We start from the raw sequence: 18,469 nt of genomic DNA, 5'->3' as shown, positions 1-18,469 counted from the left end.
TGCCGGAACGTCACTCCGGCTGTCAACGGGCCAGCTTAACCGCTGGCCCGTTTTAGCAGGCGCTCCCGCTGTACAATTGCACTGCCCGCCCGCCAGGCTCTTCCCCACCCCGCCTGTTCTCGTCGGTTACTTACGTCCGCGCCGCTCAGCACTCGCCCCTGCATCCCTGACGCTTCCCCGCTTGCGTTCCTCCTTGTGTTCACCTCCCTGCCCCCGTATTCTCTGCCAGATGAAACCTCAACGACTTCCCATCGCCCTGCAGCAGGCCGTGATGCGCTCGCTGCGCGACAAGCTGCAGCAGGCCAACCAGCGGCTGGAGCGCAATTATCCGGAACCGAAGGTGGTCTGGCAGCAGCGCGGCACCGCCGCCGGTACCGCATGGCTGGAAAGCTGGGAAATCCGCCTGAACCCGGTACTGCTGCTGGAAAACCAGCAGGCGTTTATTGATGAAGTCGTGCCGCACGAGCTGGCTCACCTGCTGGTGTGGAAACACTTTGGCCGCGTGGCACCGCACGGCAAAGAGTGGAAATGGATGATGGAGAAAGTGCTTGGCGTTCCCGCCCGCCGTACCCATCAGTTCGCCATCAACTCGGTGCGCAGCAACGTGTTTCCCTACCGCTGCCGCTGCCAGCAGCATCAGCTCACCGTACGCCGCCATAACCGCGTGCTGCGCGGCGACAGCCAGTACCGCTGCCTGCAGTGCGGCGATATTTTACAGCCCGGCGAGTTTCCAAACGCGTAAACACGCCAGATAAATCCGTAATACAGACGAAAAATGGCTGATTTATAAGCTCATTATTCGCAATTTCCGGCACTTCTGTTACTCTCCAGCCCCCTTATGGATGACAGATTTTCCGGAATATGCTGCACAAAACAATCCTCCCGCTGGCGACCGTGCTGGCCTGTTTACCGGGGCTGAGCCATGCCCTGAACCCCGATAAATTTCAACAAAACAGCTTCAGCCAGGCCAAGGCCTATGCGGTAGAGATCAACGCCGATGCGCCGGGCAGCTTTTACTGCGGCTGTAAAATCAGCTGGACCGGTAAGAAAGGCACGCCTGACCTCGCCTCCTGCGGCTATCAGGTGAGAAAAAATGCACAGCGCGCCAGCAGGATCGAGTGGGAACACGTGGTCCCGGCCTGGACCTTTGGCCACCAGCTGCAGTGCTGGCAGGAGGGCGGGCGCAAAAACTGTGCGAAAGACGCCGGTTACCGCCGAATCGAGTCTGATTTACACAATCTGCAGCCATCGGTTGGCGAGGTTAACGGCGACCGTGCTAACTTTATGTACGGCCAGTGGCGCGGCGGCGAAGGTCAGTATGGCCAGTGCGCGATGAAGGTCGACTTTAAGAACAAGCTGGCGGAACCGCCGCAGCAGGCGCGTGGGGCGATTGCCCGCACCTGGTTCTATATGCGCGACCAGTACAAAATTTCTATGTCCAGCCAGCAGACGCAGTTGATGACGGCCTGGTCAAAGCTCAATCCGGTTAATAGCTGGGAGTGCGAACGTGATAAACGTATCGCCCGGGTTCAGGGCAATCATAACCCCTATGTACAGCAGGCCTGCCAGCGGTAGAATGGCTTAACCGCGCTGAACAAAGCGACTTTTTTAACTTTTACAGGACTTCCATGCGTATTCCCCGCATTTATCACCCCGAGCCGCTGCAGCCGGGTAGCGAAACGGCGCTCTGCGATGAGGCCGCTAACCACGTCGGCCGCGTGCTGCGCATGGTGCCAGGCCAGTTTCTGGAGTTATTTGATGGCTCCGATCGCGCCTTCAGCGCTGAAATCGTGCAGGCGGATAAAAAAAACGTGCGCGTGCGTATTGGTGACGTCCGCGCCGACAGCCGTGAATCGCCGCTGGATCTGCACCTGGGCCAGGTGATGTCACGCGGTGAAAAAATGGAATTTACCATCCAGAAAGCGGTAGAACTTGGGGTTAATGTTATCACCCCCTTGTTTTCTGAACGCTGTGGAGTAAAGCTGGACGCCGAACGTATGGCGAAAAAGCTGCAGCAGTGGCACAGGATCGCCATTGCTGCCTGTGAGCAGTGTGGCCGCAACCGCGTGCCGGAGATCCGGGAGGCGATGACGCTGGAAGCCTGGTGCAGCGAGCCGGAAGCCGGCCTGAAGTTAAACCTGCATCCGAGAGCCGAACACAGCATCAACACGCTGCCGCTGCCGGTGGAACGCGTGCGGCTGCTGATTGGCCCCGAAGGCGGGCTGAGCGCGGCTGAGATTGCCATGACCGCCGGGCATGACTTTACCGACATTTTGTTAGGGCCGCGGGTGCTGCGAACGGAAACCACCGCGCTTACGGCCATTACCGCGCTGCAGGTTCGCTTTGGCGATCTGGGCTGAACACCGTTAATTTCATCAAATCTGAGCGTCAGAATACGCAAAGCGGAGAAAAGAATGATAAAGCTTGGCATCGTGATGGACCCGATCACGTCGATTAATATCAAAAAAGACAGCAGCTTTGCCATGCTGCTGGAAGCACAGCGCCGTGGTTATGAAATCCATTATATGGAGATGAACGATCTCTATCTGCGCGGCGGTGAAGGCCGGGCGCGCACCCGCCTGCTGAGCGTTGAGCAAAACTATGAGCAGTGGTTCACCTTCGGCAGCGAGCAGGATATTGCGCTGTCCGACCTGAACGTGGTGCTGATGCGTAAAGATCCGCCGTTTGACACCGAGTTTATCTACGCCACCTACATCCTGGAGCGCGCCGAAGATAAGGGCACGCTGATCGTCAACAAACCGCAGAGTCTGCGCGACTGTAACGAAAAACTGTTCACCGCCTGGTTTGCCGAACATACGCCGGACACGCTGGTGACCCGTAACGCCAGCCAGATCCGCGAATTCTGGCAGCAGCACGGCGACATTATCCTTAAGCCGCTGGACGGGATGGGCGGTGCCTCTATCTTCCGCGTGAAGAAGGAAGATCCTAACCTCTCGGTGATTATCGAAACCCTGACGGAGCACGGTAATTTCTACTGCATGGCGCAGAACTTCCTGCCGGCGATCAAAGATGGCGACAAGCGCGTATTAGTGGTTGATGGCGAGCCGGTGCCTTACTGCCTGGCGCGTATCCCTAAATCCGGCGAAACCCGTGGCAACCTGGCCGCCGGCGGCCGTGGTGAAGCGCGCCCGCTGAGCGAAAGTGACTGGGCGATTGCCCGCGCCATCGGCCCAACGCTGAAAAAGAAAGGGCTGATCTTTGTTGGCCTCGACATCATCGGCGATCGCCTGACGGAAATTAACGTCACCAGCCCGACCTGTATTCGTGAAATCGAAGCGGCCTTCCCGATCTCGATCACCGGTATGCTGATGGATGCCATCGAGAAACGCCTGGCCTGATAGCCACCGTGGGGCCGGAGTTGCCCCTGTGCCCACCCCTTCACCGCCCGTCTGGTTGCAGCCGGGCGCTGGAACTGCAAGACGACTAAGTATGAATTTACAGCATCACTTTCTTATTGCTATGCCCGCGCTGCAGGACCCCATGTTCCGGCGCTCGGTGGTTTATATCTGTGAACATAACGATGACGGGGCAATGGGGCTGATCGTCAATAAGCCGATGGAGAACCTGACCGTCGAAGGTATGCTGAAGAAACTCAAGATCGACACGGACTCGCGCGATCCGGCCATTAAGCTGGATAAGCCGGTCTTTTCCGGCGGCCCGCTGGCGGAAGATCGCGGTTTTATTCTGCATTCGTCGCAGGGCAGCTTTGGTTCAAGCATTCGCGTGTCTGACAATACGGTGATCACCACCTCACGCGACGTGCTGGAAACGATGGGCACCGCGCAGCAGCCGCAGCAGGTGCTGGTGGCGCTTGGCTACTGCGCCTGGGAAAAAGACCAGCTGGAAGAGGAGCTGCTGGAAAACGCGTGGCTGACCGCCCCCGCCAACAGCAACATCCTGTTTCGCACGCCGATCGCCGAGCGCTGGCGCGAAGCGGCAAAAAGCATCGGCATTGATATCCACAATATTACCAGTGAAGCGGGTCACGCCTGATGAGCCATATGACGTTGTTAGCCTTTGATTTTGGCACGAAAAGCATCGGCGTAGCCATTGGTCAGCAGGTGACCGGTACCGCCCGTCCGCTGGCTGCGCTGAAGGCGCAGGACGGCACGCCCGACTGGGGCAAAATTGAGGCGCTGTTAAAAGAGTGGCAGCCCGATCGGGTGATAGTTGGCCTGCCGCTGAATATGGACGGCAGCGAACAGCCGCTGACCGCGCGTGCACGCAAGTTCGCTAACCGCATCCACGGCCGCTTCGGCGCACAGGTCGACCTGCATGATGAGCGGCTCAGCACCGTTGAGGCCCGTGCTGAACTGTTCGAACGCGGTGGCTTTAAGGCGCTAAGCAAGGGCAGCGTAGACTCGCTCTCTGCGGTGATCATTCTGGAAAGCTGGTTCGAGAATCACTACGCCTGAACACGCCGGCGGCTTGCTCAGACGTTGGTGATGATGGCATCCAGCGCCGCCACCACGCCAGCAATAGTTTTCGGCCAGGGATCCACGCTGTTGATCCATCACTTTTCTGATGCTGGTCATACAATAACCCCCGCTTTGCGCCGCTCCGCCAGGCTCTGCTCAAAGGTCTGCATGCCCTGCTGGCTGCCGGTTTGAATCAGCGCCGGCAGCTGATGGGTTTTGCCTTCGCGGATCAGATTGGCCACCGCCGGTGTATTAACCAGCACCTCAAACAGCGCCACCCGGCCCTCAGGTGCCGCCACCAGCTTCTGCGCCAGCACCGCCTGCAGGCTGCCGGCCAGCTGGCTGCGTACCAGATTTTTCTCACTACCCGGAAACACGTCCACCAGCCGTTCCACCGCCTGCGCCGCGCCGCGGGTATGCAGCGTGGCCAGCACCAGGTGGCCGGTTTCTGCGGCGCTCAGCGCCAGCTGAATGGTCTCGGCATCGCGCAGCTCGCCCAGCAGGATCACGTCCGGATCTTCCCGCAGCGCCGCACGCAGCCCGTCGCTGAAGCGGCTGAAGTGCAGGCCCAGCTCGCGCTGCTGGATCAGCGAACTTGCGCTGTGGTGAATAAATTCCACCGGGTCTTCCAGGGTCAGAATATGCCGCTGCTGCTGCTGGTTCATCGCCCCCACCAGCCCGGCCAGCGTGGTTGACTTGCCGCTGCCGGTCGCGCCGACGATCAGCACCAGCCCCTCTTCCTGCAGCAGCAGCGCGTCGGCTATCGCCGGCAGGCGCAGCGAAACCAGCGGCGGGCAGTCGCTGGCGATCAGCCTCAGCGCCAGCGACAGCCCCAGACGCTGGCGAAACAGGTTGGCGCGCAGCCGGGTGCCCTCCGGCAGCGTCAGGGCGAAATCCACCTGACCATGCAGGTGCAGCGCCTGATGCTGCGCCGTGCTCAGCCAGCGCATGGCGAAGGCCTCCAGCCCGTCGCCCGTCAGCGGCGGCCGCTCGCCAATCGGCTCCAGCCGGCCATGACGACGCCAGAACGGCGAATAACCACTGCAAAGGTGCAGATCCCCGGCATTTTGCTTTACACTGAGGGCCACTAACTCTTCAATATCCATATTAATTCCCTGACTATGAGTTCGACAGAGCACAACCTACAGCAAGTCCGCCAGCGGATCTCAGCGGCGGCACAACGATGCGGGCGCGATCCGCAGGAAATTACGCTGCTTGCAGTCAGCAAAACAAAACCTGCGAGCGCGGTTCAGGAAACCGTCGCCGCCGGGCAGCTGTGCTTCGGTGAAAACTACGTGCAGGAGGGCGTGGATAAGATCCAGCAGCTGGATAACCCGGCGCTGATCTGGCACTTTATCGGCCCGCTGCAGTCGAACAAAAGCCGCCTGGTGGCGGAGAACTTTGCCTGGTGCCACACCGTCGATCGTCTGCGCATTGCCGCACGGCTGAACGAACAGCGCCCGGCTGAACTGCCGCCGCTTAACGTGCTGATTCAGGTCAATATCAGCGATGAACAGAGCAAATCCGGCATCGCGCTGGCAGACCTGCCGGCGCTGGCCCAGGAGATTGCCCGGCTGCCGCGGCTGGCGCTGCGCGGGCTGATGGCCATTCCGGCACCGGAAGCCGACTATGACCGTCAGCTGGCGGTGTGCCGGCAGATGGCCGATGCGTTCCATCAACTGCAACAGGATTATCCGGACGTGGACACCCTGTCACTGGGGATGAGTGACGATATGGACGCGGCGATTGCCGCGGGCAGTACGATGGTACGCATTGGCACCGCCATCTTTGGCGCACGTGACTACACGGCGCGCAGTTAACCCCAACTACTAAGGAACCCCATGCTAGCGTTGAACTTTCTGGTCACAACGGTAATTGCTATCTACATCAAAGTGCTGCTGCTGCGCATCTGGATGCAGTGGGCGCGCTGTGACTTCTACAATCCGTTTTCACAGTTCGTGGTTAAAATTACCCAGCCGGTGGTGAAACCGCTGCGGCGCGTTATCCCGTCCATCGGGCCGCTGGATACCGCCTCGCTGCTGCTCGCCTGGGTGCTGGCGGTGCTGCTGGGGCCGATCACCCTGCGCCTGTACTATCCCGATCCGATCTTCCTCTATCTGGGGCTGGTGATCGTCGCCAAATCAGCCGGTATGCTGGTGTTCTGGGTGATCATCATTCGTTCACTGATGAGCTGGGTCAGCCAGGGTCGCAACCCGGTCGACATGGTGATGGTGCAGCTGACCGAGCCGCTGATGGCCCCGATTCGCCGCATTATTCCGGCAATGGGCGGCATTGATTTCTCAGCGATGGCGGTGATTTTGATCCTGTATATGCTGAATTTCATCGGACTCGAGTATATCCCCGGCTGGGCCCAGTTCTGATTTAACCGGCGTCTTTTCCGCCGTGGGTGCGTTGGCTGCCCTCGCAAACCCCGGTCACTTACTTGTGTAAGCCCCGGGGTTTACTCAGTTGCCGCCTTCCCACGACGAAAAATACTTGGTTAAATCTGTGCGAAATGCGCAATGTGACATGCTGAACGATTAAACGGTTGATTCAGGCGGATTTGGGGGGTAGGTAAATCTGTGCTGAAGGCATATTTTATATGGCGAGATGGGTGATGTTGCAGGTTGTTCGGCAGCAAGCCGATGCCAGATAACGATTTTCTGCAAAGCAGTGGGGGATCAGGCATTCATTGCCAGCCATGTTCTTTTACCGTTGCTGCATCTTTCACGTCCCCCTGGTTAAAGCTCTGCAAAATCCCCGCGTTTTCCGGTAAAATCGCCTTTATCACTCATATTTTTTGGTTTGCCCCCTGTCGTTTTGCGAAGGCGCGCTGAGCCGCTATCTGTTTACCAGCCTGGATTAACTATGCAAAAAGTTGTACTTGCCACCGGTAACCCCGGAAAGGTTCGCGAACTGGCCGACCTGCTGGCCAAGTTTGGTCTTGATGTTGTCGCGCAGACCGATCTGGGCGTGGAGTCCGCCGAAGAGACCGGCCTGACCTTTATCGAAAACGCCATCCTGAAAGCGCGCCATGCGGCGCAGATTACCAGTCTGCCGGCGATTGCCGACGACTCCGGGCTGGCGGTGGATGCGCTGGGCGGCGCGCCGGGCATCTACTCCGCGCGCTACGCCGGTGAAGACGCCTCCGACCAGCAGAATCTCGACAAGCTGCTGCAGGCGCTGGAAAACGTGCCGGACGGCGAGCGCCAGGCGCAGTTTCACTGCGTGCTGGTCTACGTGCGCCACGCCGCCGATCCGACGCCGCTGGTGTTCCACGGCAGCTGGGCGGGCGAAATTGCCCGCAGCAGCGCGGGCGCGGGCGGCTTTGGCTATGACCCAATCTTCTTTGTGCCGGCGCTGGGCAAAACCGCCGCCGAGCTAAGCAAGAGCGAGAAGCAGGCGGTTTCGCACCGTGGTAAGGCGCTGAAACTGCTGTTGGATGCAATGCAGAATGGTTAATCTGCCTCCGCTCAGCCTGTACATTCACGTGCCGTGGTGCGTACAGAAGTGCCCCTACTGCGACTTCAATTCGCACGCGTTAAAAGGCGAAGTGCCGCACGAAGAGTACGTGCAGCACCTGCTCAACGATCTGGATGCCGACCTGCCGCTGACGGCAGGCCGTGAGGTGAGCACCATTTTCATCGGCGGCGGTACCCCCAGCCTGCTCAGCAGCGCCGCGATGCAGATGCTGCTGGACGGCGTGCGGGCGCGCCTGCCGCTGTCACCAACCGCTGAAATCACCATGGAAGCCAATCCGGGCACGGTGGAGGCTGACCGCTTCAGCGCCTACCAGCGCGCCGGGGTGAACCGTATTTCGATTGGCGTGCAGAGCTTCAGCCCGCAGAAGCTGGAGCGCCTTGGGCGCATTCACGGGCCGGAAGAGGCGAAGCGCGCGGCGAAGCTGGCCGAAGCGCTCGGCCTGCGCAGCTTTAACCTCGATCTGATGCACGGCCTGCCGGACCAGTCGCTGGAAGAGGCGCTGGACGACCTGCGCCAGGCGATTGCCCTTAATCCACCGCACCTGTCGTGGTATCAGCTGACCATAGAGCCGAACACGCTGTTTGCCTCACGGCCGCCGCGCCTGCCGGACGACGACGACCTGTGGGATATCTTTGAACAGGGTCACCAGCTGCTCAGCGCCGCCGGCTACCAGCAGTATGAGACCTCCGCCTACGCCAAACCCGGCTACCGCTGCGAGCATAACCTCAACTACTGGCGTTTTGGCGACTATCTCGGCATCGGCTGCGGCGCGCACGGTAAGCTGACCCAGCCGGATGGCACCATTATCCGCACCACTAAAACCCGCCATCCGCGCGGTTTTATGACCGGTAAATACCTGGATAAGCGTCATGAGGTGGCCGACAGTGAGAAGCCGTTCGAGTTCTTTATGAACCGCTTCCGACTGCTGGAAGCCGCGCCACGTGCCGAGTACCCGCGCTACACCGGGCTGGACGAGCGCAGCGTGCGCCCGCAGCTTGATGAAGCGCTGGCAAAAGGCTACCTGACGGAAACCGCAGAGCACTGGCAGATTACCGAAAAGGGCAAACTGTTCCTTAACTCGCTGCTGGAGCTGTTCCTGACGGAAGAGGAGTAAGGCGTCGCCGCCTTACTTCAGCCCCGCCACCAGCGCCTGGCGCTGACCTTCCAGCACCGTGACCCGGTTACAGACTTCATGGCCGAAGTTCTGGAAGTCCTGCTCCTGGTTGCTCCACTCGGCCTGAATTGCCTGCTGTAAGCCGCCAAGGTTGCCCATAATCGCCTGCAGCGGATTGTCGCCGCCGGTCTGGCGGGTGCCCATCTCGTTGAGGCTGTCCTGCACCACGCCACCCATGGCGTTCTGCACCAGCCGTTCACCGTCCTGGCGCACCTGCGCCACCGCCTTATGGTGGAAGGTGAGGCCGTCGCTGCGGTGCTCGATAATGCGGTTCATCTGCTGCTTCAGCTGGCCGTCCAGCGTGGTCAGGCGCTGGCGCACGTTGCTGTTCTGGCCGAGCTTCTGCACGATCACCCGGTCCAGCGCCACCCGCCCCTTCTCCAGCCGCTGCTTCGCGCCGTTATCAATCCACGGCAGGTCACGGCGCAGCGCGTTCTGGTAATCAATCGCTTTCTGCCGCGAGCTGGCGTCAACGCTGAGCGGCTGACCGTTGCGCTGCACGTCGCCACCCGGTGAAATGACCAGGTTACCGCTGGCCCCCACCACCTGAACCTGCTGGGGAGAGATGACGATATCGTCCTGGGGATTAACGCTGCACTGATAGTCAGCCAGAGCCGGGCCGGCGGCCAGCAGCAGTACCGTGGTGATAAGCGCCTTGCGCATAGTGACTTCTCCTTAAAAAAAAGGGCCACGCATGCGTGGCCCTGGCCATCAGCCACCCTGCGGCGAGCGCAGGAGAACTGACGGTGACATGGTCGGATGATTGTTTACTTAGTCATACCAGACGTCAAAAAGTTCGGTCACTTTCACGTCGTTCAGCTTGTGCGCTTCCAGCCACTTAGCGACCAGTTCACGGTGTTCGTCGGTGCACTTACCGGTGTGCTGCATGCAGACCAGGCCTTCCCACTGCAGGTAGCCGCTGGCGTCGAACGCCAGGCCGTTTGGCTCGATCACTTCGGCGATAAACGCATCGAGGGTGGTATCGATGGTTTCATCACTGGTACCTTCGGCAAAGGCAAAACCAACCGAGAAGCCCACTTCCTGGAACTCATCAATATGCATTTTTTTACGAAGACGACGACTGCGCTGTATAGCCATTATTTAACCCTCTCAAACATCAGATCCCAAACACCGTGGCCAAGACGCTGACCACGCTGCTCAAATTTTGTTAACGGCCGCGATTCCGGGCGCGGCACCCAGTTTGCCGTTTCCGACAGATTTTTGTAACCCTCAATGCTGTTCATCACTTCCAGCATGTGCTCAGCGTAGGCTTCCCAGTCGGTGGCCATATGGAATACGCCGCCCGGCTTGAGCTTGCTTTTGACCAGCTCGGCAAAGGGGAGCTGCACGATGCGGCGTTTATTATGCCGCGCCTTGTGCCACGGGTCCGGGAAGAACAGCTGCACCATGCGCAGCGAGTTATCCGGGATCATAGTGTTCAGCACTTCCACCGCATCGTGGCACATCACCCGCAGGTTGCTGACGCCGGCTTCTTCCGCGCTGGCCAGGCAGGCACCGACGCCCGGTGAATGCACTTCAATACCGAGGAAGTTTTGCTGCGGATTGTTAGCGGCCATCGCCACCAGCGAGGCCCCCATGCCGAAACCGATCTCCAGCACCACCGGCCCTTCGCGGCCAAACAGTTCGGTGAAATCTACCGGCTGCGGCTGATACTCCACGCCCATCACCGGCCACAGCGTATCCAGCGCCTGCTGCTGCCCTTTGGTCAGGCGGCCCTGGCGGCGCACAAAGCTGCGGATGCGGCGCATAGCGCGGCCATTTTCATCAAATTCCGGTGAGATAACATCGTTTTTCATGTTTATGCCTGCGGCTGTGCTCTGTATAAAGCGGGCATTATGCCCTCAGGGTGGCAAAACTTAAAGGCCGGCCGATCCTGGCAATCAGTATAGACAGCATTTGGCTGCTTCCCGGCCCGGATTACATTCCCCGGTAAATATGGGGTTTTTACTGCCCACCGGGTCAATGCAGCGATTATCCGGTTTACAGCCCCGATTGTCTGTGCTGGAATTCCTGCCTGATTTTTAGAGAAGGTTCGCAGTTCAATGATGCAGGCGTCGCAGTTTTCACAGCAGGTACTGGACTGGTATCAGCGTTTTGGTCGCAAAACCCTGCCGTGGCAGCAGGAAAAAACGCCCTATAAGGTCTGGCTGTCTGAGGTGATGCTGCAACAGACCCAGGTCGCCACGGTGATCCCCTATTTTGAACGCTTTATGGCGCGCTTCCCGACGGTGGCCGATCTAGCCGCCGCGCCGCTGGATGAGGTGCTGCACCTGTGGACCGGGCTGGGCTACTATGCCCGTGCGCGCAACCTGCACAAGGCGGCCCAAAAGGTGGTCGAGCAACACGGCGGCCGCTTCCCGGAGACCTTTGAACAGGTCGCCGACCTGCCGGGTATTGGCCGCTCCACCGCCGGCGCGGTGCTGTCACTCTCCTTAGGCCAGCACTTCCCGATCCTCGACGGCAACGTCAAACGCGTGCTGGCACGCTGCTACGCCGTTGACGGCTGGCCGGGCAGGAAAGAGGTGGAGAAACGCCTGTGGCAGATCGCTGAAGAGGTGACGCCGGCCGTCGGCGTCAGCCAGTTCAATCAGGCGATGATGGATCTTGGGGCGATGGTCTGCACCCGTTCGAAACCGAAATGCGAGCTGTGCCCGGTTAACAGCGGCTGTATCGCTTACGCCCATAACAGCTGGGCCAGATATCCGGGCAAAAAGCCGAAGCAGACCCTGCCGGAGCGCACCGGCTGGCTGCTGCTGATGCAGCAGGGCCAGGACGTCTGGCTGGAACAACGGCCCCCGGTCGGCCTGTGGGGCGGCCTGTACTGTTTCCCGCAGTTCGCCTGCGAAGAAGAATTACGCCAGATGCTGCGCCGCCGCGGCGTCGACGATCGCCCGTTGCAGCAGATGATCGCCTTCCGCCATACCTTCAGCCATTTTCACCTGGATATCGTGCCAATGTGGCTGGATCTGCCTTCTGCCCGTGCCGCAATGGATGATGGCCCGGGTCTCTGGTATAACTTAGCGCAGCCGCCCGCCGTAGGGCTGGCCGCGCCGGTAGAGCGCCTGTTGCAGCAGCTGCGTCACCCGCAGCAGAGAGCACTGAGCGCACGCGCCACAGAAGAAGAGGAAGAGTAATGAGCCGCACAATTTTTTGCACGTTCCTGCAACGTGATGCCGAAGGGCAGGATTTTCAGTTGTACCCTGGCGACACGGGCAAACGTATCTACAATGAAATCTCGAAAGAAGCCTGGTCGCAGTGGATGACCAAGCAGACCATGCTGATTAATGAGAAAAAACTGAGCATGATGAACCCGGATGACCGTAAGCTGCTGGAGCAGGAGATGATCAAATTCCTGTTCGAAGGCAAAGACGTGCATATCGATGGTTACACCCCGCCAGCAGAATAAGCACCGGGCCCCGCTGAGGGGCTCTTTACACCGTGGGCACTGCACGAAAAGATGAAGAAAAAACTGATAGGTTTGCTGATTATTGCTCCGCTGCTGGTTTCCTGTTCTGGTAAGAAACAGAACACCAACCAGGAAGCCTGGGTGAAAGATACCAACGGCTTTGATATTTTGATGGGACAATTTGCCCACAACATCGAAAATATTTGGGGAATCAACGAAGTTCTGATCGCCGGACCGAAAGATTATGTGAAGTACAGCGATCAATACTATACCCGCAGCCACATCAACTTTGAGGCGGGTAGCATCACCATCGAGACCATCGCGGGTACCGACCCGACCGCCAGCCTGCGCCAGGCGATCGTGACCACCCTGCTGATCGGCGAGGATCCGGGTAACGTCGATCTCTACTCCGACGCTAACGACATTCAAATCAGTAAAGAACCGCTGCTCTACGGCCAGGTGCTGGATAATACCGGCCAGCCGATCCGCTGGCAGGGCCGCGCGGGCACCTTTGCTGACTACCTGATCCAGAACAAGCTGAAGCGCCGCACCTCCGGCCTGCATGTGATCTGGTCGGTAACCATTCCGATGGTGCCGAACCACCTCGACAAGCGTGCGCATAAATACCTGCCGCTGGTGCGCCAGGCGTCCGAGCGCTACGGCGTCGATCAGTCGCTGATTCTGGCGATCATGCAGATCGAGTCAAGCTTCAACCCCTATGCGGTCAGCCATGCCGACGCACTGGGCCTGATGCAGGTGGTGCAACACTCCGCCGGGGTGGACGTATTCCGGATGAAGGGTAAATGGGGTAAACCGAGCCGCAGTTATCTGCTGGACCCGGAAAACAACATCGACGCCGGTACCGCCTATCTGTCGCTGCTGCAGGGCACCTACCTGAGTGGCATCAGCAATACGACATCGCGCCGCTATGCGGTGATCACCGCCTATAACGGCGGTGCCGGTAGCGTACTGCGGGTGTTCTCCAGCGATAAGGATCAGGCGTTTAACCGCATCAACAACCTGTCGCCGGCGGAGGTTTATCAGCGGTTGACCAACAACCATCCTTCTGCCGAGTCCCGTCGTTACCTCTACAAGGTTAACAACGCGCAGAAGAGCTATCACCGCTACTAACCCTCCCCCGGGAAACGTCCCGGGGATCGGCAGGCCGGTATGACGCCCGTCATCCCGGCCTGCCGGTTACGAAGCCACGGCGACCAGGCCGCCGTTACCCTCACCGAGGCGCAGATTATCGGTTTCACCCTGCAGTTCATACACCTGGTGCTTCAGTGATTCCGAGGACGCCGACAGCGCACCAACCAGAGAAACATTACTCTGCGTCACCCCTTCCAGTTCAGACAAAGCAACATTAATTTGTTCGATACCTTTTTCCTGTTCATCAATGGATATCAGCATCTGTTCCATCAAGCTGTTAACATTGGCTGAGTTAGAAACAATGTCCAGCATGTTTTTCTCTGCATCCGACACCAGCTCCACACCCTGACGGATGTTTTTGTTGGTTATCTCAATCAGCGATTTGATATTTTTTGCCGATTCCGAACTTTTATGGGCAAGGTTTCTTACTTCGCTGGCCACCACCGCAAATCCCCGCCCATGTTCACCCGCCCTGGCCGCTTCAACGGCCGCATTAAGCGAAAGAATATTGGTTTGAAAAGCGATACTGTCAATCATGCCGATAATTTCATTCATCCTTCCGGCACAATCCATAATCGAGGTCATATTGCTCGTCAGATTTTTCATCAACTCGCCGCCGCGATCGGCAGAGGTATGCGACTGACTGGTAAAGCTTTTAAGCTGACGGGTATTCTCGACGTTGTTTTTGGTTCCGGCAGAAATCTGTTCCATGCTGGAGGCCGTCTGCATCAACATCGCTGACTGTTGCTCGGTTTTCGAGGAGAGGCTGGCGCTCTGGTTCTCCAGCGTTTCTGATAAAACAAATACTGATTTCGACGATGCGCGAATATTACTGACCAGATGGCAGAGCTTATCAGAAAGCTTGTTGATGCCTGAATTCAGCCGGCCGGCACAGTTGTTGCCAAACTCAGGGATCTTCAGCGATATCTCGCCAGCATTAATATTGTCTATCGCCACTTTTACCTGGGTAATCGGTACCACCAGATACACGGTGAGATAGACCCACAGGCCAATCAGCAACAGCAAACCTAACCCATTAAAGAGGTAAAAAGCCGATGCTTCCCGCACAAAAAAGTAGAAAGTGACGTTAACCACCATCAAAAATATCAACAGAAATACAGCGACAAGCGTTCTCACACTGGTGTTTTTGAACATTCTTCATCCCGCCTTATGTTTCGATGACCTTTCCATTTATCTACCATTTGTGCGGGAAGTCTACCGGGCAGAACAAAAAACAACCAACAGCGAACTTAACACAAATTACCGATATTAAACGCCAGTTAACGGGTGGTTTAGGGCGTTCATAAAACGTTGAGCATCCGCGCCTCTGCGACCTCCCCCGGACCAATCAAAAACCGGGCTTATTAATAGCTGATAAAAATCAGCAGGTTTCAGCCATCGTGCAGACCAGTTTCCCACAACCTTTTGCCCGGTAGCACACTATCCGCGGGGGATTCGTCATATCAGTAAAAGCACTAAATCAGTCACTAAACTTTAGTATCTGCAATTTAAGAAAAACAGATAAAAACAACGAACTTCCTCACTTTCTTTACGAAAAGACGAAAATATAACAATAAACAGTTGATTAATTTGAGTTAAGATCGAGAATAGTTAAGTATCAAGCAGAGGTTGTGTTGTTCACCATCACTTCAGCACCCAATCAATTGTTCAATAAAATGAATGAAAAGATCATGCGTGATATTCTGCTGAACGTGACTGACGGGAGAGAGGGTAAGCGCTGCTCCTGAAATCAACACTGGCAAACGGTGACAGGGCTGCCGGTACTATTCTCATACCGTAACAACTGTAAAGATGAGGTTATCGTGGAGCAAAGGGATCAGGCTAATGTGTTGAAACTGACATCAACACGGACAAGAACACGTCGCTTACTGATTGAAACCGCAATGAGGCTGTTTGACAGCGATGTTTTTCCATCTATCACCGAAGTGGCTCAGGAGGCACAACTGTCACGCGCCACTGCCTATCGCTATTTTCCTACCCAGAGCGCGCTGGTCTCGGCGGCAATGACGGAAATCCTTGGCCCGATAACCAGCTGGCAACCCAAATCGCAGGATGCCTCCTCGCGCGTTGACGAACTGCTGGGTTTTGCCTTCCCGCGGATGCTGCAGCATGAAGGTACACTGAGGGCGGCCCTGCACCTTTCACTCAGCCAGTGGGCGCAGGCGCGTTCTGCTAACCCGATTCCGCTTAAGGAACGGCTGGTACGAGGTAACCGTAAGGCGTCACTGGTGCAGGCGCTTGAGCCGCTAAGAAAAGAGATGCCCGCCCCGCTGGTCGAACGTGTATTACGTGCTTTATCACTGGTTTACGGATCGGAGATTTTTCTGGTGATGAAGGATATCTGGGGCTGCAATAACGATGAGCTGCAGGACATGAGTAAGTGGATCGCTAACGCTATTCTGCGCCAGGCACGTGAAGAGGCTCAGGTGGCGGCCGGGTAAACCCGCACCCGGAGCAGTACCAAGAGGTGAAGCGCAGCAACAGGGTGATAAACGCCCTGTTGCTGCCTGCGTGTTACCCGCCACTTAACGAGACAATACATAGCCCTGCAGATGCTTCACGCCCTGCGCATCGGTATCCACATACACGCCCTGCAGCTCGGGTGAGAAGCCCGGCAGCAGGTTGAGCCCCGCTTCCAGCGCGAGGAAGTAGCGCTGCACCGCCCCACCCCACACTTCACCCGGCACCACGCACAGCACGCCCGGCGGGTAAGGCAGCGCGCCTTCAGCCGCAATCCGTCCTTCAGCCTCGGCAATCGCCACCAGCTCGACGTTGCCACGAATAAATTCGCTGTTAGCATCCTGCGGGTTCATCGCCACCGTCGGCAGACTGTGCTGACGGAACATCGCCTTCTGCAGATCTTTCACGTCGTGATTCACGTACAGATCGTGCATCTCCTGACACAGGCGGCGCAGCGTGTAACCCGCGTAGCGCACCGCGTTTTTACGGTAGATGGTCGGCAGCACGTCGCGCAGCAGCGCATCTTCTTTAATATGCTGCTCAAACTGCGCCAGCTTCGCCACCAGCCGTGCCATCTTCTCTACGCTCTCCGCCGGGGTCAGCAGGAACAGGATCGAGTTAAGGTCGCACTTCTCCGGTACCACGCCGTTTTCACGCAGGTAGTTGGCGAGAATGGTCGCCGGAATGCCGAAGTCGGCGTATTTACCGCTGGCGGCATCGATCCCGGGCGTGGTCAGCAGCAGTTTGCATGGATCGACCAGATACTGATCCTGCTCATAGCCGGCAAAGCCGTGCCAGCGGGCACCGGGTTCGAAGCTGAACCAGCGCGGATCGCTGGCGATGGTCGCCGTGGGCGCATCCTGCCACGGCAGGCCATCAACCTCAGCGGGGATAAACGGTCGGATCAGCTCACAGCGGGCGAGGATCGCTTTACGTGCATCAATGCCCAGCACCACGCACTCGTGCCAAAGGCGGCGACCGGCCTCGCCCTGATGCATTCTGGCGTTGATATCCAGCGCGGCAAACAGCGGATAGAACGGGCTGGTGGAGGCGTGCAGCATAAAAGCGTTGTTCAGCCGCTTGTGGGGGCAAAAACGCGGCTGGCCGCGCAGATGGTTATCTTTCTTGTGGATCTGCGAAGTCTGCGAGAAGCCCGCCTGCTGCTTATGTACCGACTGGGTAACAAAAATTCCCGGATCGGACGGCTTAAGATCGAGCAGCAACGGCGAGCAGGCCTCCATCAGCGGAATAAACTGCTCATAGCCGACCCACGCCGAGTCAAACAGGATGTAGTCACACAGGTGGCCGATACTGTCGACCACCTTACGCGCGTTATACACCGTGCCGTCGTAAGTGCCCAGCTGGATAATCGCCAGCCGGAACGGCCGCTCCTGCTCTGCCCGTTCAGGAGCCACCTGACGGATCTGCTCGCGCAGGTAAGCCTCGTCGAAACAGCGCGCGTCGATGCCGCCGATAAAGCCAAACGGGTTACGCGCGGTTTCCAGATAGACCGGCGTGGCGCCGGCCTGAATCAGCGCGCCGTGGTGGTTAGACTTGTGGTTATTGCGGTCAAACAGCACCAGGTCACCGCGGGTCAGCAGCGCGTTGGTCACCACCTTGTTGGCGCTGGAGGTACCGTTAAGCACGAAGTAGGTTTTATCGGCGTTGAACACCTTCGCGGCAAACTTCTGCGCGTGCTTGGCAGATCCTTCGTGGATCAGCAGGTCACCGAGCTTCACGTCGGCGTTACACATATCGGCACGGAACAGATTCTCACCGAAGAAATCGTAGAACTGCCGACCCGCCGGGTGCTTTTTAAAGAACGCCCCGCCCTGATGACCGGGGCAGGCAAAGGTGGTGTTATCCATCGCCACGTATTTGGTCAGCGTCCGGAAGAACGGCGGCAGCAGGTTAGCCTGGTAAGCGGAGGCCGCTTTTTCCAGCAGCGTGGCGTCATCGTCATCCCCGGTCAGCAGGCCGTCAGCCTGCGGCAGATCGTCAGCCTGTGACGCATCATCCAGCGCGATAAACACCGGCAGTTCAAAACCGGTGCGCTTAAGCAGCGTCAGAATGCCGCTGCGCGAATCGGAGACGGAGACCACCACCGCGGCAACGTCGGTGAAGTCGGTGTTATCCAGCGTAACGACTTCGCGCCCGGTGCGCAGGTGGATAGCGACGGTGGTGCTGGCTGCAATTTTCAGTGGGGTCATAACGCTAATCCTCAGGCGTCAAGGATAAGGGTGCCGGAGCACATTACAGGAACGCAGGCGATGCGCCGCACTCCCGACGAAAAGTCAGGCCTGGTGAGCAGAA

General features: G+C 58.1%; 20 protein-coding genes. 14 read left to right on the top strand and 6 right to left on the bottom strand.

Annotation, left to right across the window (positions count from 1 at the left end; translation table 11 throughout):
• Positions 1–229 precede the first annotated feature (229 nt).
• From ASF13_RS01680 to ruvX, 6 genes are all read left to right on the top strand, one after another.
• Positions 230–742: a SprT family zinc-dependent metalloprotease gene (locus ASF13_RS01680; RefSeq protein ID WP_056231784.1), complete on the top strand. Its 513-nt coding sequence runs from the start codon at positions 230–232 to the stop codon at positions 740–742.
• A gap of 119 nt (positions 743–861) precedes the next feature.
• Positions 862–1,575, top strand: coding sequence for a deoxyribonuclease I (gene endA, locus ASF13_RS01675; protein WP_056231781.1), 714 nt, complete (start codon positions 862–864; stop codon positions 1,573–1,575).
• A 53-nt stretch (positions 1,576–1,628) separates the two neighbouring features.
• Positions 1,629–2,360: a 16S rRNA (uracil(1498)-N(3))-methyltransferase gene (gene rsmE, locus ASF13_RS01670; RefSeq protein WP_056231779.1), complete on the top strand. Its 732-nt coding sequence runs from the start codon at positions 1,629–1,631 to the stop codon at positions 2,358–2,360.
• A 54-nt stretch (positions 2,361–2,414) separates the two neighbouring features.
• Positions 2,415–3,359 carry a glutathione synthase gene (gene gshB, locus ASF13_RS01665; protein WP_056231776.1) on the top strand — a complete coding sequence of 315 codons (945 nt, stop codon included), beginning with the start codon at positions 2,415–2,417 and terminating at the stop codon, positions 3,357–3,359.
• A 91-nt stretch (positions 3,360–3,450) separates the two neighbouring features.
• The gene (locus ASF13_RS01660; protein WP_056231773.1) at positions 3,451–4,014 is read left to right on the top strand and encodes a YqgE/AlgH family protein; all 564 of its coding nucleotides are present in this window, start codon (positions 3,451–3,453) and stop codon (positions 4,012–4,014) included.
• Positions 4,014–4,436 carry a Holliday junction resolvase RuvX gene (gene ruvX / locus ASF13_RS01655; protein WP_199177616.1) on the top strand — a complete coding sequence of 141 codons (423 nt, stop codon included), beginning with the start codon at positions 4,014–4,016 and terminating at the stop codon, positions 4,434–4,436. Before ASF13_RS01660 ends, ruvX begins: the two co-directional genes overlap by 1 nt.
• Before the next feature lie 116 nt (positions 4,437–4,552).
• Here the strand turns inward: ruvX and ASF13_RS01650 are convergent, their stop codons facing one another.
• Entirely contained in the window at positions 4,553–5,545 is a 993-nt protein-coding gene (locus ASF13_RS01650) for a type IV pilus twitching motility protein PilT (RefSeq protein ID WP_056231768.1), read from the bottom strand.
• Between the two features lie 15 nt (positions 5,546–5,560).
• Here ASF13_RS01650 and ASF13_RS01645 point away from each other — a divergent pair, with 15 nt between their 5' ends.
• The 4 genes from ASF13_RS01645 (at position 5,561) to hemW (ending at position 9,036) form a co-directional block, all read left to right on the top strand.
• Positions 5,561–6,259, top strand: coding sequence for a YggS family pyridoxal phosphate-dependent enzyme (locus tag ASF13_RS01645; protein ID WP_056231765.1), 699 nt, complete (start codon positions 5,561–5,563; stop codon positions 6,257–6,259).
• 21 nt (positions 6,260–6,280) lie between these two features.
• On the top strand, positions 6,281–6,820 hold the full coding sequence (locus ASF13_RS01640) for a YggT family protein (protein ID WP_056231762.1): 540 nt from the start codon (positions 6,281–6,283) through the stop codon (positions 6,818–6,820).
• Between the two features lie 487 nt (positions 6,821–7,307).
• Positions 7,308–7,901 carry an XTP/dITP diphosphatase gene (locus tag ASF13_RS01635; protein WP_056231757.1) on the top strand — a complete coding sequence of 198 codons (594 nt, stop codon included), beginning with the start codon at positions 7,308–7,310 and terminating at the stop codon, positions 7,899–7,901.
• Complete coding sequence (hemW, locus tag ASF13_RS01630) at positions 7,894–9,036, top strand: radical SAM family heme chaperone HemW (protein WP_056231755.1); 1,143 nt, start codon at positions 7,894–7,896, stop codon at positions 9,034–9,036. The genes ASF13_RS01635 and hemW overlap by 8 nt, the downstream gene beginning before the upstream one ends.
• Positions 9,037–9,048: 12 nt before the next feature.
• Here the strand turns inward: hemW and ASF13_RS01625 are convergent, their stop codons facing one another.
• The 3 genes from ASF13_RS01625 to trmB form a co-directional block, all read right to left on the bottom strand.
• The gene (locus ASF13_RS01625) at positions 9,049–9,759 is read right to left on the bottom strand and encodes a DUF2884 domain-containing protein (protein ID WP_056231752.1); all 711 of its coding nucleotides are present in this window, start codon (positions 9,757–9,759) and stop codon (positions 9,049–9,051) included.
• A gap of 108 nt (positions 9,760–9,867) precedes the next feature.
• Complete coding sequence (locus ASF13_RS01620) at positions 9,868–10,194, bottom strand: YggL family protein (protein WP_056231750.1); 327 nt, start codon at positions 10,192–10,194, stop codon at positions 9,868–9,870.
• The gene (trmB, locus tag ASF13_RS01615) at positions 10,194–10,913 is read right to left on the bottom strand and encodes a tRNA (guanosine(46)-N7)-methyltransferase TrmB (protein ID WP_056231747.1); all 720 of its coding nucleotides are present in this window, start codon (positions 10,911–10,913) and stop codon (positions 10,194–10,196) included. The genes ASF13_RS01620 and trmB overlap by 1 nt, the downstream gene beginning before the upstream one ends.
• Positions 10,914–11,162: 249 nt before the next feature.
• Here trmB and mutY point away from each other — a divergent pair, with 249 nt between their 5' ends.
• The 3 genes from mutY to mltC are packed head-to-tail and all read left to right on the top strand — an operon-like array spanning position 11,163 to position 13,654.
• On the top strand, positions 11,163–12,251 hold the full coding sequence (gene mutY, locus ASF13_RS01610) for an A/G-specific adenine glycosylase (RefSeq protein ID WP_199177618.1): 1,089 nt from the start codon (positions 11,163–11,165) through the stop codon (positions 12,249–12,251).
• A complete protein-coding gene (locus tag ASF13_RS01605; protein ID WP_056231741.1) occupies positions 12,251–12,523 on the top strand; it encodes an oxidative damage protection protein in 273 nt (90 codons plus the stop codon). The genes mutY and ASF13_RS01605 overlap by 1 nt, the downstream gene beginning before the upstream one ends.
• A 51-nt stretch (positions 12,524–12,574) precedes the next feature.
• Positions 12,575–13,654, top strand: coding sequence for a membrane-bound lytic murein transglycosylase MltC (gene mltC / locus ASF13_RS01600; RefSeq protein ID WP_056231739.1), 1,080 nt, complete (start codon positions 12,575–12,577; stop codon positions 13,652–13,654).
• A gap of 66 nt (positions 13,655–13,720) precedes the next feature.
• Here mltC and ASF13_RS01595 read toward each other — a convergent pair whose 3' ends face one another.
• Complete coding sequence (locus ASF13_RS01595; RefSeq protein WP_056231736.1) at positions 13,721–14,830, bottom strand: methyl-accepting chemotaxis protein; 1,110 nt, start codon at positions 14,828–14,830, stop codon at positions 13,721–13,723.
• A 668-nt stretch (positions 14,831–15,498) separates the two neighbouring features.
• Between ASF13_RS01595 and ASF13_RS01590 the strand changes: the two genes are divergently transcribed.
• Complete coding sequence (locus tag ASF13_RS01590; RefSeq protein ID WP_056232333.1) at positions 15,499–16,137, top strand: TetR/AcrR family transcriptional regulator; 639 nt, start codon at positions 15,499–15,501, stop codon at positions 16,135–16,137.
• Between the two features lie 84 nt (positions 16,138–16,221).
• Here ASF13_RS01590 and ASF13_RS01585 read toward each other — a convergent pair whose 3' ends face one another.
• Positions 16,222–18,366: an ornithine decarboxylase gene (locus tag ASF13_RS01585; RefSeq protein ID WP_056231734.1), complete on the bottom strand. Its 2,145-nt coding sequence runs from the start codon at positions 18,364–18,366 to the stop codon at positions 16,222–16,224.
• Positions 18,367–18,469: the final 103 nt, after the last annotated feature.

The organism is Erwinia sp. Leaf53, assembly GCF_001422605.1.
Lineage (GTDB): Bacteria > Pseudomonadota > Gammaproteobacteria > Enterobacterales > Enterobacteriaceae > Erwinia.
This window is presented reverse-complemented; position numbering and strand designations above follow the sequence as displayed.